Below are 20,700 nucleotides of genomic sequence, written 5' to 3'. Positions count from 1 at the left end.
ATTTAGGATTACCGTTTATCATTCTATTGCTATTAGGTCTGTCCTCTCATAGCGATTATGCCCTTGTAATTGCTTTTTATATTTCCAACACGTAATTGCTTCCTCTAATGATTTTCCAGTATTGCTTTTTAACCATTTTTGAAAAGCTACATTGAATGAAAAACCTTTTCCTATATGCTCTCTAAAAAAGCCCTATGCTTTTCCGAACAAACAAAGTTTGATTCAAATTTTGTATCTTCACTAATAATGGTAGATATTGCAGCTGTTTTTTTGTTGCCATTGGAGCAGACAATACTTTGCCTGTATCAAGAAAATAAGCAATTCTATCTGTTATTTCTATTTTTCCACCCGAAACAGGAATCCCCTTTTCTGCTATACATCAAATTCAAAGGAGTGGCAACGCTTTAGGCAGTTTTCCTCCCCCCTGATTAACGCTGCTCCTCAACAGTAAAAACTTCTTCGATTGAAACATGAAATACCTTTGCAATGTTCCATGCCAAAACCAAAGAGGGATTATATTTCCCCTTTTCAAGATTTCCAATCGTTTCTCTGCGAACTCCTACAAGTTTAGCCAAATCTTCCTGCTTCATGTCGCATTTTGCTCTATATTCTTTTATCCGATTTTTAATCATTCTCTGCTCCCTTTCTCTCTCTCCATTCAAGAAAAACAAGAGCAGTCGTAAATGCTAAAATAGTTACTGCGAAACTAAGGGCAAAAGAAATAGGAACGGCTTTAGCAGCCCCATAAATAAAGGTGCAGACAAACATAAAAGGAACAAGCAAAACCATTTCCGACATGAATGCAAATGTAGCAGCTTTTTGAACATTAAGCCGAAAAAATTCATCTGGTATTACCCCGAAATAACGAAAATAATATGCAAATCCAAGAAAACCATAGAGGCCTCTATTTTCTGTCTGCCACCCTAAAATCCCTATCAATGCTAACAGAGATAAAAGTCCTAAGTAGTTAATCCTACATTTCATAAAAAATCCTCCTTATATATGTGGTATATTTCGCTCTTTATGTTATAAATATATCGCTTTCAATATGAAAAGTCAAGTTATATTTTCAATGAAAGTTATAAAGAATGAGGAAGATTTCGTAGTAGTTGGCATTCGTGCAGGAAAAAGTTTGGATTTCTCATAAGTTTGGATTTTTCCATTACTGCTGTTTTCCTACCCCGCTTCTTTCTATTTCAAAAGCGTCTCATACCGAAACCCTTTCACAGATCTTTGCAAAAGCCAGGCCGCAAGCAAAGCGCAGACAAGCCCTAATCCAAGGAGCAGAAAGGCGCTGACAAACAGAACGCCGGTAAACTGGCTGATTAGAAGCCCAAGAACGGGGAGCAGCAGGAACAGGGCATGCTGCTGAGCATCCTCCATGCTCTGGGATTTGGCAGATCCCCGTACAATCAGCGTAATAGCAATAAGGGAGATAGCCGGCGATACCAGAAGGAGAATCAGCGCCCATTTCACATCGGGCAGCACAAAGCCGCCGGTGATAAGCATTGCTTCCGTCTCCAGCACGGCAAGCATTACCACAAAGGAGATGCCGGACACAAGCATACTGAGCAGAAATGAGGCCAGTACCTTAGAACGGAAAATCTGTTTTAGGGACAGGGGACAATACAAAAGGGTTTCCAGGGTCTTTTTTTCCTTCTCCCCCACAAAGGAAGTGGCTGACATAACCGTAGCCGCCATAATGGGGATAATGAGAAAAAATACCGGCAGGATAAAGTTCAGCAAAAGATAGATAACATTTCGTGATAAATCTCCGCCCTCAAAGGCAGCCGGAAGGAGCCTTAAGAGCTGTTCCAAATCATTGCTTTCCTGCGGCACAAAGTGAAATACCAGAATAAATACCGTGGGAATAAATACGGACAGCATAATGGGCACGATAAGCAGAGTAGAAAACATCCTTCTGTTTGCAGTGATGCTTTGTATATCCTTTTTGATAATGGCAGTCATTGGCTGTGTCATTTTGCAGCCTCCTTTCTTGTTAAGGTAAAATAAATGTCTTCCAGGGTGGGAAGCTGGGCCGAAACGTGATAAACTTCCCCGCCTGCCTCCACAATCTGCCGCACCAGAGAGGGAATCTCTTCCTCGGACCGGATATCTGCCTCATAGGTCATGGCCTTTGTTTCACGCAAGGGAAGGTGGGAGGGAATATTTCTGGCTTTCAGCTTCAAGGTAATCCCGGGACACACGGAGGTGCAAAGGCTTTTCAGGGTTCCTTCTGCAATGAGCCGCCCCTCATCCATCAGCCCATAGCGTGTACAGATCTCCTGGGCATAGCGGAGCTGATGGGTACAGAGAAATACGGTGATGCCCTGGTCCTTTGCAAGGCGGCGTATCATGGTATGGACATTCTGGGCGCTTTCCGGGTCAAGGCCGGAGGTAGGCTCATCGAGAAATAAGATCTGGGGCCGATGGATAAGGGCCCGAGCCAGAGAAAGCCTCTGGCGCATACCGGTGGAGTAGGCGGCAAGCTTCTGATCTCCTGCCTCCGATAATTCCAATTGTTCCAGAAGATGCAAAGCCCGCTTCCGGCTTTCTCCTGCTCCCAGGCCGAAAAGGGTTCCGTAAAATACGAGATTTTCAAGCCCGGTCAGATGCTGGTACATCTGGGCATGCTCCGTGACCACACCGGCCAGGGCGTGAAGCTGCTCCGGATTCTTCCCGGGGTCCAGGCCAAAGACGCTTAAATTTCCTTCTGTTGGCAGCAGCATACCGTTCAACAGCTTGACGGTGGTGGTTTTTCCTGCGCCGTTGGGTCCTAAAAAGCCGAAGACCTCGCCTTTTTCCAGGGTAATGTTCAGGGAATCCACGGCCCGTTTTTTTGGTGTGTAGGCTTTGGATACCTGCTGCATGGTGATCGCATTCATGTGGGAACCTCCTCGTTATTCTTCAGCTTCAAAAGCAGTGATTGAAATGCCTGGTTCTCAAAGAGAGGGGCAAATACCGGGTTTTCGGAGACGGATTCCCGGATGCTTTTTCGCACCATGGCCTCCGCTCTGGGGAGATCGCTTCCCAGTGGAAGCATTTCTTCCACCCAGTCCTCCAGAAGATCAAAATAGGAATCTCCGTGAAGCTTAAGGGGATAGATATCTGACACCGCCAGATTCGTATAGCGCTTCAGCATGGTAAGGGCCTGTTCCTTGTCCTTGCACCGCATGGCTTCCTGGGCAAGGGTCAGATAGAGGGTCAGCAGGACGCTGGGGTGCAGCTCTTTAAGCTCAAAGGCTTCGGCAATGGCAAGGGAGCGGTCACAGGTTTTCTCGAAAGCATCGGAATCTGCTTCACACAAGGACAAATAGGGGAGCAGGAGGTTTAAAAGCTCCAGGACGCTCTGGTAAATGCCTGCCTGGAGGGTGCGGCGTGCCTCCTCCTTATTTCCGGTTATCAGATAGGCGGAGGACAGCAGTGCATCCGGCGCTATCCGGGGCTCTAGGGAGGGTGCAAGCAGCTCAATTACTTCCGCACCTCTTCCTAGCTGAAGCAGGCAGAAGGCTTCCATGGCAAGGGCTTGGGAGGAGAGTGTTACCTCATCGCTTTCCTGCTTTACCCGAAGAAACAGCGCATGGGCTTCCTCAAGGACAGCATTTCGTTCCTCCGGGGTTTTTGCGAGCATACAGTGATTCGCATAGAGGCAGCCAAGCTGAAACAGCAGCGGGGTACAGGAGAAGTATTTTTCTGCGATCTCCCGGCAGCGGGCCAGAACCTCTTCAAAGGGACGGGTGGAAAAATCCAGGGAAATCTGCCGGTACAGCCTGCGGATATCCGCCCGGGTCATCTGGGGCTCGTAGCCAATAAGCTCGTCAATGGTAATGTTGAAAAAGGTTGCCAGGCGGGGGAGCAGGGTGATGTCGGGGTAGGTGGTGGCTGTCTCCCATTTGGAGACGGAGGCCTTGGATACGCCCATGTATTCGGCCAAATCCTCCTGGGTAATGCCTCGTTTGCGCCGGTTCTCAATCAGTATGCGGCCGATGTTCAGTTCTTTCATGGCAAGCTTTATTCCTTTCGTTTTTCTTTTTATAAGGTTTTGTGTCTGGTTATAGTATGGATGAATTTCAGACGGATTACAATGGAGTTGGGGGAAATGTTGGTTAAAAAAGTAGCGTGATGGGAAACCTGGCGGCAATTGGGATGATCCTCCGGTTATCGGTATACGGCTTGACAGAATCTATTTCCAATGCTAAGATAACAGCATATTCGAGCTTGTCCGAGGGGAATTAGGTGGGAATCCTAAGCGATGCGGTCACTGTGAGCAGGACATGTGCTGTCCTCTAAAGCCAGGTTACCAAAGGCAGGCGGAATGAAGCTTCCTTGCAAGGCCAGGCATTCCGGACGAAGTTTTTTGTGCAGGTCTGTCGTTTGCAGGTCTGTTTTTTTATGTTTATGTAGTCATACCCTGCAGGCATCCCTGCATGCACAAAGAACATGTGTGAATTAAGGTAGTTAAGGCTCTTACATGGTGCAATAACAAGTGCGCCTTATTTGATTTTGCTATCAGGAGGATGGAAATGAAAAAGGATAAAAAAGCAATTTTAATTACCGCAGTGCTTCTGGCGGTGCTGTGCCTTTTGGCAGCGCTGGGATATCAGAGATTTGCCCCCAAGGGAGTGGCTGGGGAAAAGGAAATTACGGTGAAGGTGATTCATGGAGATTCCGGTGAGAAGGAATTTACATACACAACGGATGAGGAATTTTTAGGAGCTGTTCTGGAGGCTGAGGGTCTGGCAGAGGGCGAGGAAGGGCCTTATGGTCTTTTTATCACTACTGTGGACGGTGAAAAGGCGGAGGAATCCAGGCAGCAGTGGTGGTGTCTGACAAAGGGAGGCGAGACGGTGAATACCTCTGCCACCCAGACACCCATTGAGGATGGAGATGTGTTTGAGCTGACGCTTACCGAAGGATATTGAGGTGAAGGTGCCGATGAACGCAAAAATGCCAACGAATGCAAAAGTGCCAATGAATACAAAAATACCAACGAATGCAAGAATGCAGATGAATACAAAAATGCTGGTTGTATCGTCCATGCTGACTGCGGTTCTGTTTGCCGGGCAGGTGGGGATGCAGTTTTTGCCCAATATTGAGATCGTAACGCTTCTGATTATTTTGTATACACGGACCTATGGGAAACGGGTATTTGCCATTATTTATGCATTTGTTCTGTTAGAGGGGCTTTTTTATGGATTTGGCATGTGGTGGATCAGTTATCTTTATATCTGGAGTATTTTTGCTTTGATTGTTCTGTTCATCAAAAGTGATTCTGTGATTTTGTGGAGTATGATTTCGGGGATTTTCGGGCTGTGCTTTGGCTTCCTGTGTGCAATCCCCTATTTTGTTACAGGGGGCGTGGGGGCAGGAATTGCCTATTGGGGAGCCGGACTTTATTTTGACCTCCTTCACTGTGCCGGGAATGTGGTGCTTTGTGCTGTTCTGTATCGGCCTCTTTACCGGATTCTTTCTTTTTTGGTTATGGAGACACGGGGAGTATGTGGGTTAAAGGAGCGGATTTAATCGGCATCATGGCATTGCAAGGAGAAAAGATGTTTTTAATTATATGAGATACTTGACAACAGGTTTTGTTTTTTGTTATTTTAAAGAAGATGCAATATATATCTTGTGAGATGGACAGAATTTGTCTAAGAGGATATACCTTATTGGACGAAGTCCACCCACCCCGAAGGGGTATGCATTATGGTGTACCCGTAGGGTATACCCTTGCAGGAACATGAATGTATATTCCTTTGAGGGGCAGCGGACTTTGTTCAAGAAAGTATACTCTAGAAGTACCCTATGAATGCAGGATGCTTCGAGACTGGCGGATTTTGTTCCACAAGGTACACTTATTGAATAGCTAACGTTCAATAAGATCTCATGAACAGGAAAAGGAGCTGAAAGGATGATTATTTATTTCTGCTAAACAATGGTAAGTGAACAGCGAGTAGGAGCACAGCGGCGAAGGCGGCTGCTCTTAGGATGCCCGGCAGAAATGGAATTCTTTCAGTGTATAAAAAATAGCAGATGGATGCATAATCTTGGCAGCGCCAGAAGGTCATATATAAGTTTTTATATACGCCTTTGGAAATGCGTACTGCCGGGAGGGAGCGTATTTGCGGCACGAAGAATCAGTTCTTCGTGCTTTTTCTTTTGCTTGATTTGGCATTCCAATAGCCGGTGCTTCTATGGAACATCAGCATTTTAATAGGTATACCTTTCAGGTATACTTTTATGCACAAAAGCATGTGCAAATTAGGAAAGGATGTGATCTGCATGGCACAGATAAAAGTAAATGATTTAACCTTCTATTATGAAGGCAGCTATGACAATATATTTGAACATGTAAACCTGCAGATAGATACAGACTGGAGATGCGGCTTGATTGGAAGAAACGGAAAAGGGAAGACTACACTTCTTAAACTCTTGACCGGAGTCTTCGAATACTCCGGCTCGATTACAGGACCTATGGAGTGTGTATATTTTCCATATACCTTGCCGGAAAACGCCCACCCATCACAGACTACGATGGAATTATTGGAGGAATTGAATCCGAATTACGAGCTGTGGAAAGTATGTCGGGAGTTGGGTGAGCTTTCTGTGGACTCGGAGGTTCTGAACCGCAGCTTTTGCACCTTAAGCGGAGGGGAACAGACAAAGATTCTTCTGGCCCTGCTCTTTTCGGGAGAAAACAGATTTCTGCTGATCGACGAGCCTACGAACCATCTGGACATGGAGGGGAGGGAAAAAACAGCGGAATATCTGAGAAAAAAGAAGGGCTTCCTTCTGGTTTCCCATGATAAATGGTTCCTTGATCAGTGTGTAGATCACGTATTGGTGCTGGAGCGGCAGACCATAACCGTGATGCAGGGAAATTTCACTTCCTGGCAGGAGCAGAAAGCCAAAAGAGATGCCCATGCTCTGGCACAAAATGAGAGGCTGCAAAAAGATATTTCTCATCTGAAGGAGGCTGCATGCCAAGCGGAAGAATGGTCCAATGCAGTAGAAAAAACAAAGCTTGGAACACGCACCGGGGGCTTACGTCCCGACCGGGGCTTTATCGGCCACAAGGCGGCCAAAATGATGAAACGCTCCCAAAATACCCAGCATCGCATGGAAAAGGCTATTCGGGAAAAGGAAGGTCTTTTAAACAACCTGGAGACTGCCGAGGAACTGAAGCTGTTTCCGCTGACTTACCATAAGGAGCGTTTGATCAAGGCAGAGGATTTGTCCCTGTTTTATGGAGAAAAGCCGGTATGCCAAGGCGTAAGCTTTGAATTGAAAAACAGTATGCAGCTGGCATTCAAGGGTCGAAATGGTTGCGGAAAGAGCAGCGTTTTGAAAAAAATCCTGGGAGAAGAAATAGAAAGCAGAGGAGAGCTTTTTATAGCTTCGAATCTGGTGATTTCCTATGTGCCCCAGGATGTGAGCCGGCTTTCCGGCGGGCTTTTGGACTATGCCAGAGAACGGGAACTGCCGGAGCATCTCTTTTTGGCTCTTCTCCGCAAACTGGACTTTCCAAGGGTGCAGTTTGAAAAGGATATGAGCTGTTACAGCGAGGGTCAGAAAAAGAAAGTGGCACTTGCGGCAAGCCTTCTGGCAAAGGCGCATCTGTACATCTGGGATGAACCTTTAAACTACATTGATATTTTTTCCAGAATGCAGTTGGCAGAGCTGATTCGGACCTACCGGCCGACGATGCTTTTGGTGGAGCATGACAGGAGCTTTCTTGAGGAAATCGGGGCGGAGCAGGTGGAGCTTCCTGCGAGAAAATAGCTAATAAGAAAAGCTTAGGGGCTGGTGCTTTGAGTGGAAGAATAGTTAAAGCGGCAGTCCCTTAATTATATTTTTGGAGAGATTCTTTGCATTCTTTGGATGACTTCAGGGAAGTTCAATATTTTGCTTGTAAAATTATGGAATTTGTGTTAGCATGTGTTTGTGGACAGGAATATTTTTCCAGTGACAATCGTCTGTTACTGAATATCTTTTGTCAAGATCTCCAGTTCGGAGAGATTTTCAGCAAATTTGTGTAAGGGTAAGTGTGGGGATAGAAAATAAAAATATGTGTGCAGATTAAGGAGATATTCTATGAGCATCCCTTTACGTGTAAAAAATGCACAGATTAAGGTAAACATCCTACAGGTATCCCTTTATGCACAAAAAGCATATGCAGATTAAGGAAACACCCTACGGGTATCCCTGTATGTCCAAAAAACATGGACAAATTAAGGAAATACCCTACGGGTATCCCTGTATGTCCAAAGAGCATGGACAAATTAAGGAAACACCCTACGGGTATCCCTGTATGTCCAAAGAACATGGACAAATTAAGGAAATACCCTACGGGTATCCCTGTATGTCCAAAGAACATGGACAAGTTAAGGAAAGGAGCAGGTTTATGGAAGATTTAAAACAATATTTTCCCATGATTCGGGAACGGAAGGAGGTGCTGACGGAAATACATGGAAAAAAGAGGCTTTCCGAATTATTTGCTTCCTGGACAAAAGAGCAGCAGGAGGAATTTCTGGATATTTGTACGGGGGCAAAGGGGCCGAGAATGCTATACGACGCATTTTTTAAGGAGGTTATGAACCCGGAAAGCGCACCGGAGCGGCTGAATGAATTCTTATCGCTGATTCTGAGAACCCAGGTGAAGATTCATACGGTGCTTCCCAACGATTCTACCCGCATTGCGGACGAAAGCTCTCTGCTGATTACGGACATTGTGGTGGAACTTAAGGATAAAAGCCTGGCGAATGTGGAGGTACAGAAGATAGGCTACAAATTTCCCGGCGAGCGCAGCGCCTGCTATTCAGCGGATCTTTTGCTGCGCCAGTACAAACGTGTGCGGAGTAAGAAGCGCAAAAAATTCAGTTACCGTGATATAAAATCCGTTTATACTATCATCCTGTTTGAAACAAGTCAACAGGAATTTCACAAATATCCCCATACCTACATACACCGCTTTGAGCAGAAGTCGGACACGGGAATCGAGATAGAACTTCTGCAGAAATATGTATTCATCCCTATTGACATTTTTAAGGAAACACAGCAAAATAAAGGTATTACAGGGAAACTGGATGCATGGCTTATGTTTTTCAGTGCGGACGCACCAGGGGAGATTGAGAAGCTAATCAAAGCCTATCCGCAATTTAAGCCCATGTATGAAGAGGCATATGAGATGTGCCGGAATATGGAGGAAATCATGGGACTTTTTTCAAAAGAGCTTCGGGAACTGGACCGGAATACGGTGCAGTTAATGATTGATGAGATGCAGGAGGAGCTGGAGCAGAAAAGAGAAGAAATAGAGTATACGAAGGATGAGCTGGAGCAGAAAAGAGAAGAAGTGGAGCATACAAAAGAAGAATTGGAACAGAAGAAAGAAGAACTGGAACAGAAGAGAGAAGAGCTGGAGAAGAAGAGAGAGGAATTGAATCAACAGAAAAGCCGGGCTGACAGACTGGAAGAGCGTGAACGTCAGAAATCAGAACAGCTTGAAGAGGCCCTGCGCCGGATTCGGGAGTTGGAAGGACAACAGGCCTGATAAAATAATCCAATAAAGAGGCTGCTGCAAAATAAGCCATCAGCCGTTTTCCTATCTTGTGTTCGGACGGTTCGAGTCCATCGGATATCGAAAAGGGTTTTGGCTTATTTTAGGCGGCCTTTTCTACATCAGAATCCCCCATTTTTCTATCATAGAAATTCATGTTCAATATCATGAATTTACGCTCAGGAGGATTATCAGCCCGGCACGAGGGACGCACTGGTCAGGGCAGTGGTTCTTGTTCGGAGCCGTTACTAAATTTTTAAGCTTAAGTTCGTGATATGGATTCACAATAAAAGGTCACATTTTCACCCGAAGAGTTAAGAATTTAACAATCCATCCCGAATCCCATCCATTTTCAAAAACGGTTAAAAAACTCGAAAAATAGAAAAAATTAGAAAAACATCGAAAATAAATAAAAAGCAAAGATGATTCCCTTGGAATCATGTGGTATTTTGGTTTTAAAAAAACTTCAAAATAATCCGCTCCAGGGGTTGTTAATTGTTTAACAACGTGCTATAATGAACCCAATTGATATAAAATTATCAATCAGACCCGAAACGTGGAAGTAATTCGTTACTGTTCCCGCCAAAGCCTTTGTAAGCTTTTTGCGTTTAACAAATGACATGATACCAGGGTCAGAAGATCATGCATGACATTGAGGGGCGGACCGTAACAGAATCAAAGGAAAGAGAGAGGTAAAAGTATGAGTCAGGAAACAGCAAACAAGATCGTTGTAGTTGGCGCAGGTAAGGTAGGAGAAACGATTTGTTACACCTTGATGCTGAAAACCCAGGTAAGCGAGATTGTCATCATTGACGTAGATGAGGACCGAGCCAAGGGTGCGGCTCTGGACATTTCCCACGGTACCGCATTCTACAGCCAGGTACGTGTGCGTCAGGGCGGCTATGAGGAATGTGCCGACGCAAAGGCTATTATCGTGACGGCAGGCGTTCCAAGAAAACCCGGTCAGACACGTCTTGATCTGGCAAAGGTCAATACCGGCGTAGCCAAGAGCATTGCCAGAAATATTATGGAGTATGCCAAGAATCCGCTGATTATCGTAGTTGCGAACCCGGTGGATGTAAACACTTACTTGATTCAGAAAGAAACCGGACTGCCCACCGGCCGTGTAATTGGTACGGGTACCTCTCTGGATACGGCCCGTTTCCGTTATCTTATCAGTGAGCGCTGTCATGTGGACATTCGTGATATCCAGGGCTATATTTTGGGTGAGCATGGAGATGCACAGGTACCTATCTGGAGCGGCGTGAACGTGGCAGGGGAGCCGGTGGATCACTTCCTTTCTCAGGACCCTGAGGTGCGGGCAAAGGAAAAGGAGGAGATTGCACAGAAGGCACGCTCCGGCGGCGCAGATGTTATTTCCTTAAAGGGCGCTACCTTTGACGGAATCGCTATGTCAACCTTACGTATTGTAGAGTCCATCATTAAGGATCAGAACACCGTACTTCCTGTGGCTCATGTATTGGGAGAGGATTATGGCGAGATGGCAGATTCCTGCATCAGCCTGCCCTGCGTGGTAAACAGTGACGGTATCGGCAAGGTTCTGAAAATCAGCATGACAGAAGAAGAAGAGAAGCGGATGGTTCACTCCGCAGACACTTTGAAAGCATTTATCAAGGATGTCTGCAGCAAAAATTAGAAAAAATCAGACCATATTGAAAATGACTTCTTAAGAGAAATATGTTACAATTTTAAAAGTGGATTTTCAACTGCTGCTTACATGCCGGTTGTTTTTTGAGATTCATGCCGGTCGGAGCAGATGGTAATGATTTTATAGGCGGAAAATCACGATTCACAGTCAAAAATCAGCAGACAGTCTGCTGGTGGGAAGCTGTGAATCGTAGCATGTAAAGTATATTTGAAATTTCACTGTATTTCACTTTAAAAGATTTACTTTGAAACACATTGCGGCAGTTTCCTTTGCCTGAACTGCTGCGGTATATCAAAAAAGAAGGAGGTTTGCCAAATGGTATACAGCTATTATCCGGGCTGTACCTTGAAAAACAAGGCCCAGGACCTGGATCGATATGCCAGAATGTCAGCAGAGGCACTTGGCTTTACTCTGGAGGAGATTGAGGAGTGGCAGTGCTGCGGTGCCGTCTATCCCCAGGCTTCCGACGAGATTGCCACAAAGCTGTCTGCGGTGCGTGCGTTAAACGACGCAAAAGAAAAGGGCCGGGATCTGGTAACCCTGTGTTCCGCCTGTCATCACGTCATCAAGCGTGTGAATGATGATATGCAGAATGTGGAGGATATCCGGACCAGAGCCAACAACTATTTAAAGCTTGACACCCCCTATGAGGGAGAGACGAAAGTACTTCATTTCCTTGAGGTCTTAAGAGACCATGTGGGCTTTGATACATTAAAGGAAAAGGTGGCGAGTCCCCTGACGGGCAGAAAGATTGGTGCTTACTACGGATGTATGCTGCTTCGCCCCAGCGGCGTCATGGCATTTGATGATCCGGAAAATCCCACCATTATAGAAGACTTCATTCGGGCCCTGGGTGCGGAGCCGGTGGTTTACCCCTACCGAAACGAGTGTTGCGGCGGTTACATATCCCTGAAAGAGAAAGCACTGGCCGGCAGTCTGGTTGATCATGTAATGGAATCCGCTGTAGACAAGGGAGCAGAGGAACTCATTACCGCCTGTCCCCTGTGCCTTTACAACTTGAAGAACAGTGGCGGTGCAAAGAAAGTACCCGTTCACTATATTACGGAGCTTCTTGCGGAAGCCTTGGGTCTCATTAAGGAATAAGGGGGAGGAAGACATGCATAGAACAGAACAAGAACAGGCTGAACTCTTAAAAGAGATCAGCGGTGTTGACACAAAGAAATGTATGAAATGCGGAAAATGCTCCGCCTCCTGCCCGGCCTATGAGGAAATGGACATCCGTCCCCATCAGTTTGTCTCCTACGTGCAGAACGCAGACGTAAAAGCACTTCTGGAGTCAAAGAGCATCTGGAAATGCCTGTCCTGCTTTGCCTGCGTGGAGCGTTGTCCCAGAGACGTGAAGCCGGCGAAGCTGATTGAGGCGGTACGCCTTATGGTGATTCGAGAGAGAGGCGGCAATTACCTGACACCGGGTGAGGTGCCGGAGCTTCTCGACGAAGAGCTTCCACAGCAGCTCCTTGCAAGTGCATTTCGGAAGTACAGCAAATAGTGGATACAGATAACTTTAGGACAGGACTTTGCCTATACTGCAAAGTCCGTATGAGGACCTATCGCAAGCAGGCAAAAATCCCATCCCGCAGGGATTTTAAATGGATTTTTGCTCATATTTGTGAGGGTACTGAACAAATATGAAAGGTTGGAGGTGAATCACGTGCAAAGAATAGGAGTATTTGTCTGCCATTGCGGCACCAACATTGCGGCAACCGTTGACGTTGCCCGGGTGGTGGAAGCGGCGGCAAAAGAGCCGGGGGTTGTCCACGCAGAGGACTACCAGTATATGTGCTCCGAAGCCGGACAGCTCAAGATCCGTGAGGCAATCAAAGAGAAAAACCTGACAGGCATTGTAGTCTGCTCCTGCTCCCCGAGAATGCATGAAAATACATTCCGTCAGGCGGCAGAGCGTGCAGGCATCAATCCCTACATGGTAGAGATCGCCAATATTCGTGAGCATTGTTCCTGGATTCATAAAGATATAGAAGAAGCAACAGAAAAAGCGGTGATTCTGGCAAGGGCGGCCATCGCAAAGGTAACCTTAAACGCCCCCTTACAGTCAGGCACCAGCAGAGTGGTAAAGAGAGCCTTAGTCATCGGCGGCGGAATCGCCGGCATTCAGACGGCTCTGGATATCGCAGACGCAGGCTACGAGGTAGACATCGTAGAGAAGACCCCAAGTATTGGCGGAAGAATGTCCCAGCTTGACAAGACATTCCCCACACTGGACTGCTCGGCCTGTATTCTGACACCGAAGATGGTGGAAGCTGCGGCCCATGAGAAGATCACCATTTACACCTACAGCGAGGTGGAAAAGGTATCCGGCTTTGTGGGAGACTTCCAGGTGGATATCCGCAAAAAGGCCAGAAGCGTTGATATGAGCAAGTGTACCGGCTGCGGAGTCTGCCAGGAGAAATGTCCCTCTAAAAAGACACCCAACGAGTTCAACAGAGGGCTTAATACCAGAAGTGCCATCTACACCCCGTTTGCCCAGGCAATCCCCAATGTACCGGTGATTGATCGTGAGAACTGCATCAAGTTTAAGACTGGAAAATGCGGTGTCTGCTCCAAGGTGTGTCAGGCAGGAGCCATTGACTATGAGCAGAAAGATGAGATTGTAACCCAGAATTACGGAGCCATTGTGGTTGCCACAGGCTTTGATACCATCAAGCTTGACAAGTTTGATGAGTATTCCTACAGTACCAGTCCCGATGTGATTACCTCCCTGGAACTGGAGCGTATTATGAATGCGGCAGGCCCAACTAAGGGACACTTAGAGCGTATGTCTGATCATAAGCCGCCCAAATCCATGGTATTTATCCAGTGCGTAGGCTCCCGTTGTGCGGACAAGAGAGGAAAGAGCTATTGCTCCAAGATCTGCTGTATGTACACGGCAAAGCACGCCATGCTCATCCGTGACAAGTATCCGGATGTGGAGGTTACGGTATTCTACATAGACGTTCGTACCCCTGGTAAGAACTTTGACGAGTTCTACCGGAGAGCCGTAGAGGAATACGGTGTAAATTACATTAAGGGCCAGGTAGGGAAGGTTGCGGAGAAAGGCGACAAGCTTCTGGTTCAGGGTGTTGACTTAATCGACAATAAGCGGATTCTCATGGAGACGGATATGGTAGTTCTGGCTACGGCCATTGAGCCCAACCCGGATGTGCGCAAAATTGCCACCATGCTCACCGCAAGCATTGATACCAACAACTTCTTAACCGAGTCCCACGCAAAGCTGCGTCCGGTGGAATCTCCCACGGCGGGGATTTTCCTCTCCGGTGTCTGCCAGGGACCGAAAGACATTCCGGAGACCGTGGCCCAGGCCGGTGCTGCCGCCGTAAAGGTAGTAGGGCTTCTGGCCAAGGATCACCTGGTAACCAACCCCTGTGTGGCCAAGTCCGACGAGCTTCTCTGTAACGGCTGCTCCTCCTGTGAAAAGGTATGCCCCTACGGAGCCATTTCCTATGAGGAGAGAGAGGTTAATGATCACGGCATCCGTGAGACGAGAAGAGTGGCCAATGTCAACAGTGCACTCTGCCAGGGCTGCGGTGCATGTACCGTTGCCTGCCCGTCGGGAGCTATGGATCTACAGGGCTTCTCGAATCGACAAATTCTTGCGGAGGTGGATGCGATATGCAAGTAGAAAAAAGACAAGAATTTCGGCCTAAGATCGTAGCTTTCTGCTGTAACTGGTGCAGTTATGCGGGAGCCGATCTGGCCGGCAGCAGCAGGCTTGCTTATCCGGCGGACGTGAAGATCATCCGTGTGCCCTGCTCCTGCCGTGTAAATCCCATGTTTATTTTAAGGGCGTTTCAGCGTGGAGCCGACGGCGTGATCCTGTGCGGCTGCCATCCGGGAGACTGCCACTATACAACCGGCAACTATTATGCGAGAAGAAGAATGACCCTGCTGTTCTCCATGCTGGATTACCTTGGCGTGGAAAACGGCCGGACCCGTGTGGAATGGGTGTCCGCAGCAGAGGGCGTGAAGTTCTCCACCACCATGAATGAGTTTGTAGCCAAGATTCATTCCCTGGGCGAAAATGTGAGATTGGGGGATTTGCGATGCAAGAAAGATTAGTAGAGAGAGCAAAGGAACTCCTTACCGACGGAACCGTGGTACGTGTTCTTGGATGGAGGCAGGGAGATCTGGGCTACAATCCGGAGCCTGCCTACTTTAACAGCCCGGAGGAATTAGCGGACTTCGTGTACGACGGCTTCTGCGGAGCTAACTTAAGCAAATATATGATCCAGGCAGGGAAAATGGAGGGAAATACCCTGGTATTCTTGAAGCCCTGTGATACCTACAGCTTCAATCAGCTCATTAAGGAGCACCGGGTAAACCGGGAAAAGACCTACATCATCGGCGTGGGCTGCAAGGGAACTTTAGATATTGATAAGATTAAAAATGCAGGCATCAAGGGAATTGAGTCCATTTCCCAGGATGGAGATATGTTGAAGATTCAGACCATTTACGGGGAAAAGGAATTCCCCTTTGACGACGCACTGTTGGAACGCTGTACCGTCTGCAAGGGTAAGACCCATCAGGTGTACGACGAACTGATTGGTGCCCAGGAGGGGGAGGAAGCCGGACCCAAAGGCAACCGTTTTGAGATGGTGGAGAAGCTGGAAGCCATGACGCCAAAGGAGCGTTTTGCATTCTGGCAGAATGAGCTTTCCAAGTGTATCCGCTGCAATGCCTGCCGGAACGCCTGTCCGGCCTGCAGCTGCTTAAAATGTGTCTTTGACAGCAATAAGTTTGACTCGGCCCAGAAAGCCAATGTGGATACCTTTGAGGAGCAGATGTTCCATGTGATCCGGGCGTTCCATGTGGCGGGCCGGTGCACGGACTGCGGCGAGTGCAGCCGGGTATGTCCCCAGGGAATTCCGCTTCACCTCCTGAATCGGAAGTTTATCAAGGATATCAACGAGTTCTACGGACCCTATCAGGCAGGGGAGGATACGGACAGCCGTGCACCTCTTACTGATTATACGTTCGAGGACGTGGAGCCGAGTGTTGTCACCGAGAGAGGAGGGAAGCACTAAATGTATCAGATAAAGAAAGACCGTCTGCCGGAATTATTTGCGGCAATGGCCGGGGCACAGGATTTGTTTCTTCCTATTCGGAAAGCCGATCAGACCAACTATGGTCTCTGGACCGAAGAGGTGCAGGTGGATCTGGATACCCTGAAAACCGTGAAATCCGGCAAGGACTGTTTCTTCCCTCAGAGCGAGACTTTATATAGCTGTAAAAATGAGGACGGAAAGCTTTCCATCGATCCGGCGAAGCTTACGGATGAGCCTTTTGTGGTATTTGGCATGCGGGCCTGTGACGTGCAGGGCTTAAAGGTTCTGGACAATGTATTTTTAAATGACCCGGTGGACAGCTTTTATGCGGCACGCCGGGAGCACGGCACCGTGGTAGCCATTGCCTGCCATGAGCCGGAGGAGACCTGTTTTTGTAAGGTGTTCGGCATTGATGCGGCCAATCCGGCAGCGGATGTGGCGACCTGGTTTGCAGGTGAGGAGCTCTACTGGAAAGCTTTGACGGAAAAGGGCGAGGCTCTGACCGATAGCGTAAAGACACTATTTACGGATGGGGACGATGGGGCTGTGGAGGAAGAGAAGAAGCAGATTCGGGCCATTATCGAAAAGCTTCCCTATTCCCATCTTGACCTTTCCCGGTTTACCCCGGAAAAGACCATGGAGCTGTTTGACTCTCCCCTGTGGGAGGAAATGTATCAGCCCTGTCTGGCCTGCGGCACCTGTACCTTTGTGTGCCCCACCTGTCAGTGCTACGATATCAAGGACTTTAATACGGGAAGCGGCGTGCAGCGTTACCGCTGCTGGGATTCCTGCATGTACTCTGACTTTACCATGATGGCCCACGGCAATATGCGTACCAGTCAGATGCAGCGGTTCCGCCAGCGTTTTATGCACAAGCTTGTGTACTATCCGGCCAATAACGACGGCATGTTCTCCTGCGTGGGCTGCGGCCGCTGTGTGAGCAAATGTCCGGCTTCTTTAAATATTGTAAAGGTGATTAAGAAACTGGGAGGTGAAGCGTAATGGGCGAGTGTACCTGCGGAGGAAATCATAAAAGTGACATGCTGATTCCAATGATTGGCGTTATTACAGATATCCGTACCGAAACCCCGGATGTTAAGACATTCCGTGTAGTAGGACGGGACGGGAAGAAGCTTTTCGAGCATATGCCGGGCCAGTGTGCCATGGTGTCCGTACCTGGCGTGGGAGAGGCCATGTTTTCCATTACTTCCTCCCCAACCAACAAGGAATTTCAGGAATTTTCCATCAAGCGGTGCGGAAGTCTTACGGATGTGCTTCACGGGATGAATCCGGGGGATGAGATTACCGTAAGAGGACCCTACGGAAATGCATTTCCGGTGGAGACGGCTCTTAAGGGAGAAAATCTTCTGTTTATCGCCGGAGGAATCGGCCTTGCACCTCTTCGCTCCGTGATCAACTACGTACTGGATAACCGGGAGAATTACGGGACGGTGGAGATTCTCTACGGCTCCCGTTCTGCAGACGATCTGGTGCAGTTAGAGGAGATTCAGCAGGTTTGGTGCAAGACTGATGGCGTGGATGTATATCTGACTATCGACCGGGAGCAGGAGGGCTGGGACGGCCATGTGGGCTTTGTTCCCTCCTACTTAAAGGAGATTGGATTTACCACCGACAAAAAAGTTCTTGTCTGCGGACCGCCCATTATGATCAAATTCGTACTGGCGGGGCTTACGGAGATGGGCTTTACCAAGGAGCAGATTTACACCACACTGGAGCTTCGCATGAAGTGCGGAATCGGAAAATGCGGACGATGCAATATTGGATCTAAATATGTGTGCAAGGATGGGCCGGTATTCAGGTTTGATGAGATAGATGAACTGCCGCCGGAGTATTGACAGCAATGAGCAGCGCACAGACAAAAGGTAAAGCATGGCCGTCATGCTTGCATGTAAGGCAATGATTTAGCTTTTGTCTGTATGGGGCGAATGCCCCAACCGAAATGGAGCGGAAGCGAAATTGAGGTGTGCTCTACAAGGCAGCATTTAGATAATAAACAGAAAGGACTGGTAAAAATAAAATGCAGGAAATGGTAAACGTATATTTTTTTGGAAAACAGTATTCCGTACCGGCCGAATTAACCATTATGACCGCAATGGAATATGCAGGCTATAAATTAGTTCGGGGCTGCGGCTGTCGTCATGGATTCTGCGGTGCCTGTGCCACCATTTACAGAATCAAGGGAAATAACGAGCTGAAAACCTGTTTGGCATGCCAGACCCAGGTACAGGAGGGAATGTATGTGGCAACCCTGCCGTTCTTCCCCACGGATAAGAGAAATTATGATATCAATGAGGTAGAGGCAAAGCAGAAGATTATGATGGAGCTTTATCCGGAGATCTACAGCTGTATCGGCTGTAATGCCTGTACCAAGGGCTGTCCCCAGAGCTTAAGTGTTATGCAGTATATTGCATACGCACAGAGGGGCGATTTTGAGAAGTGTGCGGAGGAATCTTTTGACTGTATCGGCTGCGGCATCTGTACCTCACGCTGTCCGGCAGGTATTTCTCACCCCATGGTGGGCGTGCTTGCAAGACGTCTTACCGGAAAATACATTGCTCCCAAGTCCGAGCACCTGGCCGAGCGTGTGGAGGCTATTAACAGCGGTGAGTTTGACAGCCTTATTGAGCAGGTTATGCAAAAGCCCATTGAGGAAATGAAAGAACTCTACAACAACAGGGATATTGAGAAATAGGAGGGGAGCACATATGTTTACAGCAGAAATGTTGGAATCCATTAAAAAGGTAGAGGCTACCAGAGCCGGGCGAATCGGCATGGAGCCCAGAAGAATGACGGCCGAGGAAAAAGATGAGCTTCTCCGCAAATTTCATCCTGATTATCGCCAGGAGGGCTTTCAGGAGTTAAAAGTAGGACCCAACAAGGGTGAGAAAGTGCCCTTTGAATTGGGAACTCTGTTACACTCCAACAGCCGGATCAAGGATGTGCCCATTGACTTGAATCATGCGGCTTATGACGTGGATGTTCTGGTTATCGGCGGCGGCGGCGCAGGTTCCTCCGCAGCCATTGAGGCTCATGAGGCAGGAGCCAATGTCATGATGGTGACAAAGCTTCGTATCGGTGATGCCAATACCATGATGGCCGAGGGCGGAATCCAGGCGGCAGATAAGGAGAACGATTCTCCGGAGCGACATTATCTGGATGCCTTTGGAGGCGGACATTTTGCCGCAAGGCCGGAGCTCTTACGCCGTCTGGTTATGGAGGCTCCCGATGCGATTAAATGGCTCAACGAGCTGGGCGTGATGTTTGACAAGGATAAGGACGGCAGAATGGTAACCACCCACGGCGGCGGAACCTCCAGAAAGCGTATGCATGCCTGCAAGGATTATTCCGGTGCGGAGATTATGCGAGTGCTTCGTGACGAGGTGTGGAACCGTCAGATTCCCATTGCGGACTTTACGGCGGCGGTAGAGCTGATTAAGGATGACAGGGGACAGGTGGCCGGTGCCGTGCTTCAAAATATGGAGACGGGCGAGTACAAGGTGGCAAAGGCGAAAACGGTGATTATTGCTACCGGCGGTGCGGGACGGCTTCATTATCAGAATTTCCCCACATCCAACCACTATGGTGCAACTGCAGATGGTCTGGTGATGGGTTATCGTGCAGGAGCTCCTTTGCTGTACCAGGATACCATTCAGTATCATCCTACGGGCGTTGCTTATCCGGCACAGATCTTCGGTGCTCTGGTAACGGAGAAAGTGCGTTCTCTGGGAGCTATGCTGATCAATGCGGAGGGTGAGGCGTTTATGCATCCTCTGGAAACTCGTGATGTGTCTGCGGCTTCTATTATTCGGGAGTGCAAGGAGAGAGGTAAGGGTGTGCCCACACCTACCGGATTTGGTATTTGGCTGGATACGCCCATGATTGAGATGATTCACGGCGAGGGAACCATTGAGAAGCGGATTCCGGCTATGCTCAGGATGTATTTGAATTATGGCATTGATATGAGAAAGCAGCCGATTCTCATTTATCCGACGCTTCATTATCAGAACGGCGGCCTGGAGATCGGCGGTGAGGGCTTTACCAAGGCGATTCCCAATCTTCTGGTGGCAGGTGAGGCTGTGGGAGGTATTCATGGAAGAAATCGTCTCATGGGTAATTCTCTGCTGGATATTATTGTGTTTGGCCGAAATGCGGGTAAGGCTGCGGCAGCGAAGTGTAAAGAGGTAACTCTTGGAACTATGAACCTTGATCACATTCAGGCTTACGCAGGAGAGCTTGAGAAAGCGGATCTGCATACGGGAGAGGTTTCTCCGCTGCTTCTGCCTAAGTATACTTTTGGTATGCCGAAATAAAATATGGGCGGCGTGATGTGAGACTTTACTTATGAGACAAGGGCCAGATGTCCGTGCAGTGACATG

General features: G+C 48.0%; 20 protein-coding genes. 14 read left to right on the top strand and 6 right to left on the bottom strand.

All coding sequences use genetic code 11. The features are described from left to right. Window positions 1-18: 18 nt before the first annotated feature. From VSQ61_RS18160 to VSQ61_RS18130, 6 genes are all read right to left on the bottom strand, one after another. On the bottom strand, window positions 19-174 hold the full coding sequence (locus tag VSQ61_RS18160) for a DUF6434 domain-containing protein (protein ID WP_334345816.1): 156 nt from the start codon (window positions 172-174) through the stop codon (window positions 19-21). A 254-nt stretch (window positions 175-428) separates the two neighbouring features. Next, window positions 429-632 carry a helix-turn-helix transcriptional regulator gene (locus tag VSQ61_RS18150; RefSeq protein ID WP_334345800.1) on the bottom strand — a complete coding sequence of 68 codons (204 nt, stop codon included), beginning with the start codon at window positions 630-632 and terminating at the stop codon, window positions 429-431. After that, window positions 625-984: a DUF3796 domain-containing protein gene (locus tag VSQ61_RS18145; protein ID WP_334345799.1), complete on the bottom strand. Its 360-nt coding sequence runs from the start codon at window positions 982-984 to the stop codon at window positions 625-627. Before VSQ61_RS18145 ends, VSQ61_RS18150 begins: the two co-directional genes overlap by 8 nt. Before the next feature lie 207 nt (window positions 985-1,191). Beyond that, the gene (locus VSQ61_RS18140) at window positions 1,192-1,980 is read right to left on the bottom strand and encodes an ABC transporter permease subunit (RefSeq protein ID WP_334345797.1); all 789 of its coding nucleotides are present in this window, start codon (window positions 1,978-1,980) and stop codon (window positions 1,192-1,194) included. Further along, window positions 1,977-2,885 carry an ABC transporter ATP-binding protein gene (locus tag VSQ61_RS18135; protein WP_334345796.1) on the bottom strand — a complete coding sequence of 303 codons (909 nt, stop codon included), beginning with the start codon at window positions 2,883-2,885 and terminating at the stop codon, window positions 1,977-1,979. Before VSQ61_RS18135 ends, VSQ61_RS18140 begins: the two co-directional genes overlap by 4 nt. Continuing rightward, window positions 2,882-4,003 carry a helix-turn-helix domain-containing protein gene (locus VSQ61_RS18130; RefSeq protein WP_334345795.1) on the bottom strand — a complete coding sequence of 374 codons (1,122 nt, stop codon included), beginning with the start codon at window positions 4,001-4,003 and terminating at the stop codon, window positions 2,882-2,884. The genes VSQ61_RS18135 and VSQ61_RS18130 overlap by 4 nt, the downstream gene beginning before the upstream one ends. Before the next feature lie 520 nt (window positions 4,004-4,523). Here VSQ61_RS18130 and VSQ61_RS18125 point away from each other — a divergent pair. The 14 genes from VSQ61_RS18125 (at window position 4,524) to VSQ61_RS18060 (ending at window position 20,634) form a co-directional block, all read left to right on the top strand. Beyond that, window positions 4,524-4,922, top strand: coding sequence for a DUF4430 domain-containing protein (locus VSQ61_RS18125; protein ID WP_334345794.1), 399 nt, complete (start codon window positions 4,524-4,526; stop codon window positions 4,920-4,922). 13 nt (window positions 4,923-4,935) lie between these two features. Continuing rightward, entirely contained in the window at window positions 4,936-5,523 is a 588-nt protein-coding gene (locus VSQ61_RS18120; protein WP_334345793.1) for a hypothetical protein, read from the top strand. Window positions 5,524-6,279: 756 nt separating this feature from the next. After that, entirely contained in the window at window positions 6,280-7,779 is a 1,500-nt protein-coding gene (gene abc-f, locus VSQ61_RS18115) for a ribosomal protection-like ABC-F family protein (protein WP_334345792.1), read from the top strand. Window positions 7,780-8,401: 622 nt separating this feature from the next. Beyond that, window positions 8,402-9,547: a PD-(D/E)XK nuclease family transposase gene (locus VSQ61_RS18110; protein WP_334345791.1), complete on the top strand. Its 1,146-nt coding sequence runs from the start codon at window positions 8,402-8,404 to the stop codon at window positions 9,545-9,547. Between the two features lie 706 nt (window positions 9,548-10,253). Continuing rightward, on the top strand, window positions 10,254-11,210 hold the full coding sequence (locus VSQ61_RS18105; RefSeq protein WP_334345790.1) for an L-lactate dehydrogenase: 957 nt from the start codon (window positions 10,254-10,256) through the stop codon (window positions 11,208-11,210). Between the two features lie 327 nt (window positions 11,211-11,537). Then, on the top strand, window positions 11,538-12,326 hold the full coding sequence (locus VSQ61_RS18100) for a CoB--CoM heterodisulfide reductase iron-sulfur subunit B family protein (protein WP_334345789.1): 789 nt from the start codon (window positions 11,538-11,540) through the stop codon (window positions 12,324-12,326). 13 nt (window positions 12,327-12,339) lie between these two features. Then, entirely contained in the window at window positions 12,340-12,732 is a 393-nt protein-coding gene (locus VSQ61_RS18095; RefSeq protein WP_334345788.1) for a 4Fe-4S dicluster domain-containing protein, read from the top strand. Between the two features lie 162 nt (window positions 12,733-12,894). Continuing rightward, window positions 12,895-14,880 carry a 4Fe-4S binding protein gene (locus VSQ61_RS18090; protein WP_334345787.1) on the top strand — a complete coding sequence of 662 codons (1,986 nt, stop codon included), beginning with the start codon at window positions 12,895-12,897 and terminating at the stop codon, window positions 14,878-14,880. Further along, window positions 14,871-15,317, top strand: coding sequence for a hydrogenase iron-sulfur subunit (locus VSQ61_RS18085; RefSeq protein WP_334345786.1), 447 nt, complete (start codon window positions 14,871-14,873; stop codon window positions 15,315-15,317). Before VSQ61_RS18090 ends, VSQ61_RS18085 begins: the two co-directional genes overlap by 10 nt. After that, on the top strand, window positions 15,302-16,282 hold the full coding sequence (locus VSQ61_RS18080; RefSeq protein ID WP_334345785.1) for a 4Fe-4S dicluster domain-containing protein: 981 nt from the start codon (window positions 15,302-15,304) through the stop codon (window positions 16,280-16,282). Before VSQ61_RS18085 ends, VSQ61_RS18080 begins: the two co-directional genes overlap by 16 nt. Then, window positions 16,283-17,305 (top strand): 4Fe-4S dicluster domain-containing protein, encoded by a 1,023-nt coding sequence (locus VSQ61_RS18075; RefSeq protein ID WP_334345784.1) that lies wholly within the window; start codon window positions 16,283-16,285, stop codon window positions 17,303-17,305. It abuts the gene before it with no gap. Further along, entirely contained in the window at window positions 17,305-18,159 is an 855-nt protein-coding gene (locus tag VSQ61_RS18070) for an FAD/NAD(P)-binding protein (protein WP_334345783.1), read from the top strand. Before VSQ61_RS18075 ends, VSQ61_RS18070 begins: the two co-directional genes overlap by 1 nt. A 182-nt stretch (window positions 18,160-18,341) precedes the next feature. Beyond that, window positions 18,342-19,016 (top strand): 4Fe-4S dicluster domain-containing protein, encoded by a 675-nt coding sequence (locus VSQ61_RS18065; RefSeq protein WP_160563611.1) that lies wholly within the window; start codon window positions 18,342-18,344, stop codon window positions 19,014-19,016. Between the two features lie 13 nt (window positions 19,017-19,029). Then, window positions 19,030-20,634 carry an FAD-dependent oxidoreductase gene (locus tag VSQ61_RS18060; protein WP_334345782.1) on the top strand — a complete coding sequence of 535 codons (1,605 nt, stop codon included), beginning with the start codon at window positions 19,030-19,032 and terminating at the stop codon, window positions 20,632-20,634. The last annotated feature ends 66 nt before the right edge of the window (window positions 20,635-20,700 follow it).

The organism is Candidatus Merdisoma sp. JLR.KK006, from assembly GCF_036941035.1.
Taxonomy (GTDB): Bacteria; Bacillota; Clostridia; order Lachnospirales; family Lachnospiraceae; genus Laedolimicola.
The sequence above is the reverse complement of the archived record's forward strand: the minus strand, read 5'-3'. Positions and strand labels throughout refer to the sequence as shown.

Coding starts and splice junctions, on each gene's coding strand:
- VSQ61_RS18130 (WP_334345795.1), bottom strand. CDS start 4,003: ATGAAAGAACTGAACATCGGCCGCATACTGATTGAGAACCGGCGCAAA.
- VSQ61_RS18095 (WP_334345788.1), top strand. CDS start 12,340: ATGCATAGAACAGAACAAGAACAGGCTGAACTCTTAAAAGAGATCAGC.
- VSQ61_RS18100 (WP_334345789.1), top strand. CDS start 11,538: ATGGTATACAGCTATTATCCGGGCTGTACCTTGAAAAACAAGGCCCAG.
- VSQ61_RS18060 (WP_334345782.1), top strand. CDS start 19,030: ATGTTTACAGCAGAAATGTTGGAATCCATTAAAAAGGTAGAGGCTACC.
- VSQ61_RS18145 (WP_334345799.1), bottom strand. CDS start 984: ATGAAATGTAGGATTAACTACTTAGGACTTTTATCTCTGTTAGCATTG.
- VSQ61_RS18150 (WP_334345800.1), bottom strand. CDS start 632: ATGATTAAAAATCGGATAAAAGAATATAGAGCAAAATGCGACATGAAG.
- VSQ61_RS18070 (WP_334345783.1), top strand. CDS start 17,305: ATGGGCGAGTGTACCTGCGGAGGAAATCATAAAAGTGACATGCTGATT.
- VSQ61_RS18075 (WP_334345784.1), top strand. CDS start 16,283: ATGTATCAGATAAAGAAAGACCGTCTGCCGGAATTATTTGCGGCAATG.
- VSQ61_RS18120 (WP_334345793.1), top strand. CDS start 4,936: ATGAACGCAAAAATGCCAACGAATGCAAAAGTGCCAATGAATACAAAA.
- VSQ61_RS18135 (WP_334345796.1), bottom strand. CDS start 2,885: ATGAATGCGATCACCATGCAGCAGGTATCCAAAGCCTACACACCAAAA.
- VSQ61_RS18125 (WP_334345794.1), top strand. CDS start 4,524: ATGAAAAAGGATAAAAAAGCAATTTTAATTACCGCAGTGCTTCTGGCG.
- VSQ61_RS18085 (WP_334345786.1), top strand. CDS start 14,871: ATGCAAGTAGAAAAAAGACAAGAATTTCGGCCTAAGATCGTAGCTTTC.
- VSQ61_RS18105 (WP_334345790.1), top strand. CDS start 10,254: ATGAGTCAGGAAACAGCAAACAAGATCGTTGTAGTTGGCGCAGGTAAG.
- VSQ61_RS18140 (WP_334345797.1), bottom strand. CDS start 1,980: ATGACACAGCCAATGACTGCCATTATCAAAAAGGATATACAAAGCATC.
- abc-f (WP_334345792.1), top strand. CDS start 6,280: ATGGCACAGATAAAAGTAAATGATTTAACCTTCTATTATGAAGGCAGC.
- VSQ61_RS18065 (WP_160563611.1), top strand. CDS start 18,342: ATGCAGGAAATGGTAAACGTATATTTTTTTGGAAAACAGTATTCCGTA.
- VSQ61_RS18080 (WP_334345785.1), top strand. CDS start 15,302: ATGCAAGAAAGATTAGTAGAGAGAGCAAAGGAACTCCTTACCGACGGA.
- VSQ61_RS18110 (WP_334345791.1), top strand. CDS start 8,402: ATGGAAGATTTAAAACAATATTTTCCCATGATTCGGGAACGGAAGGAG.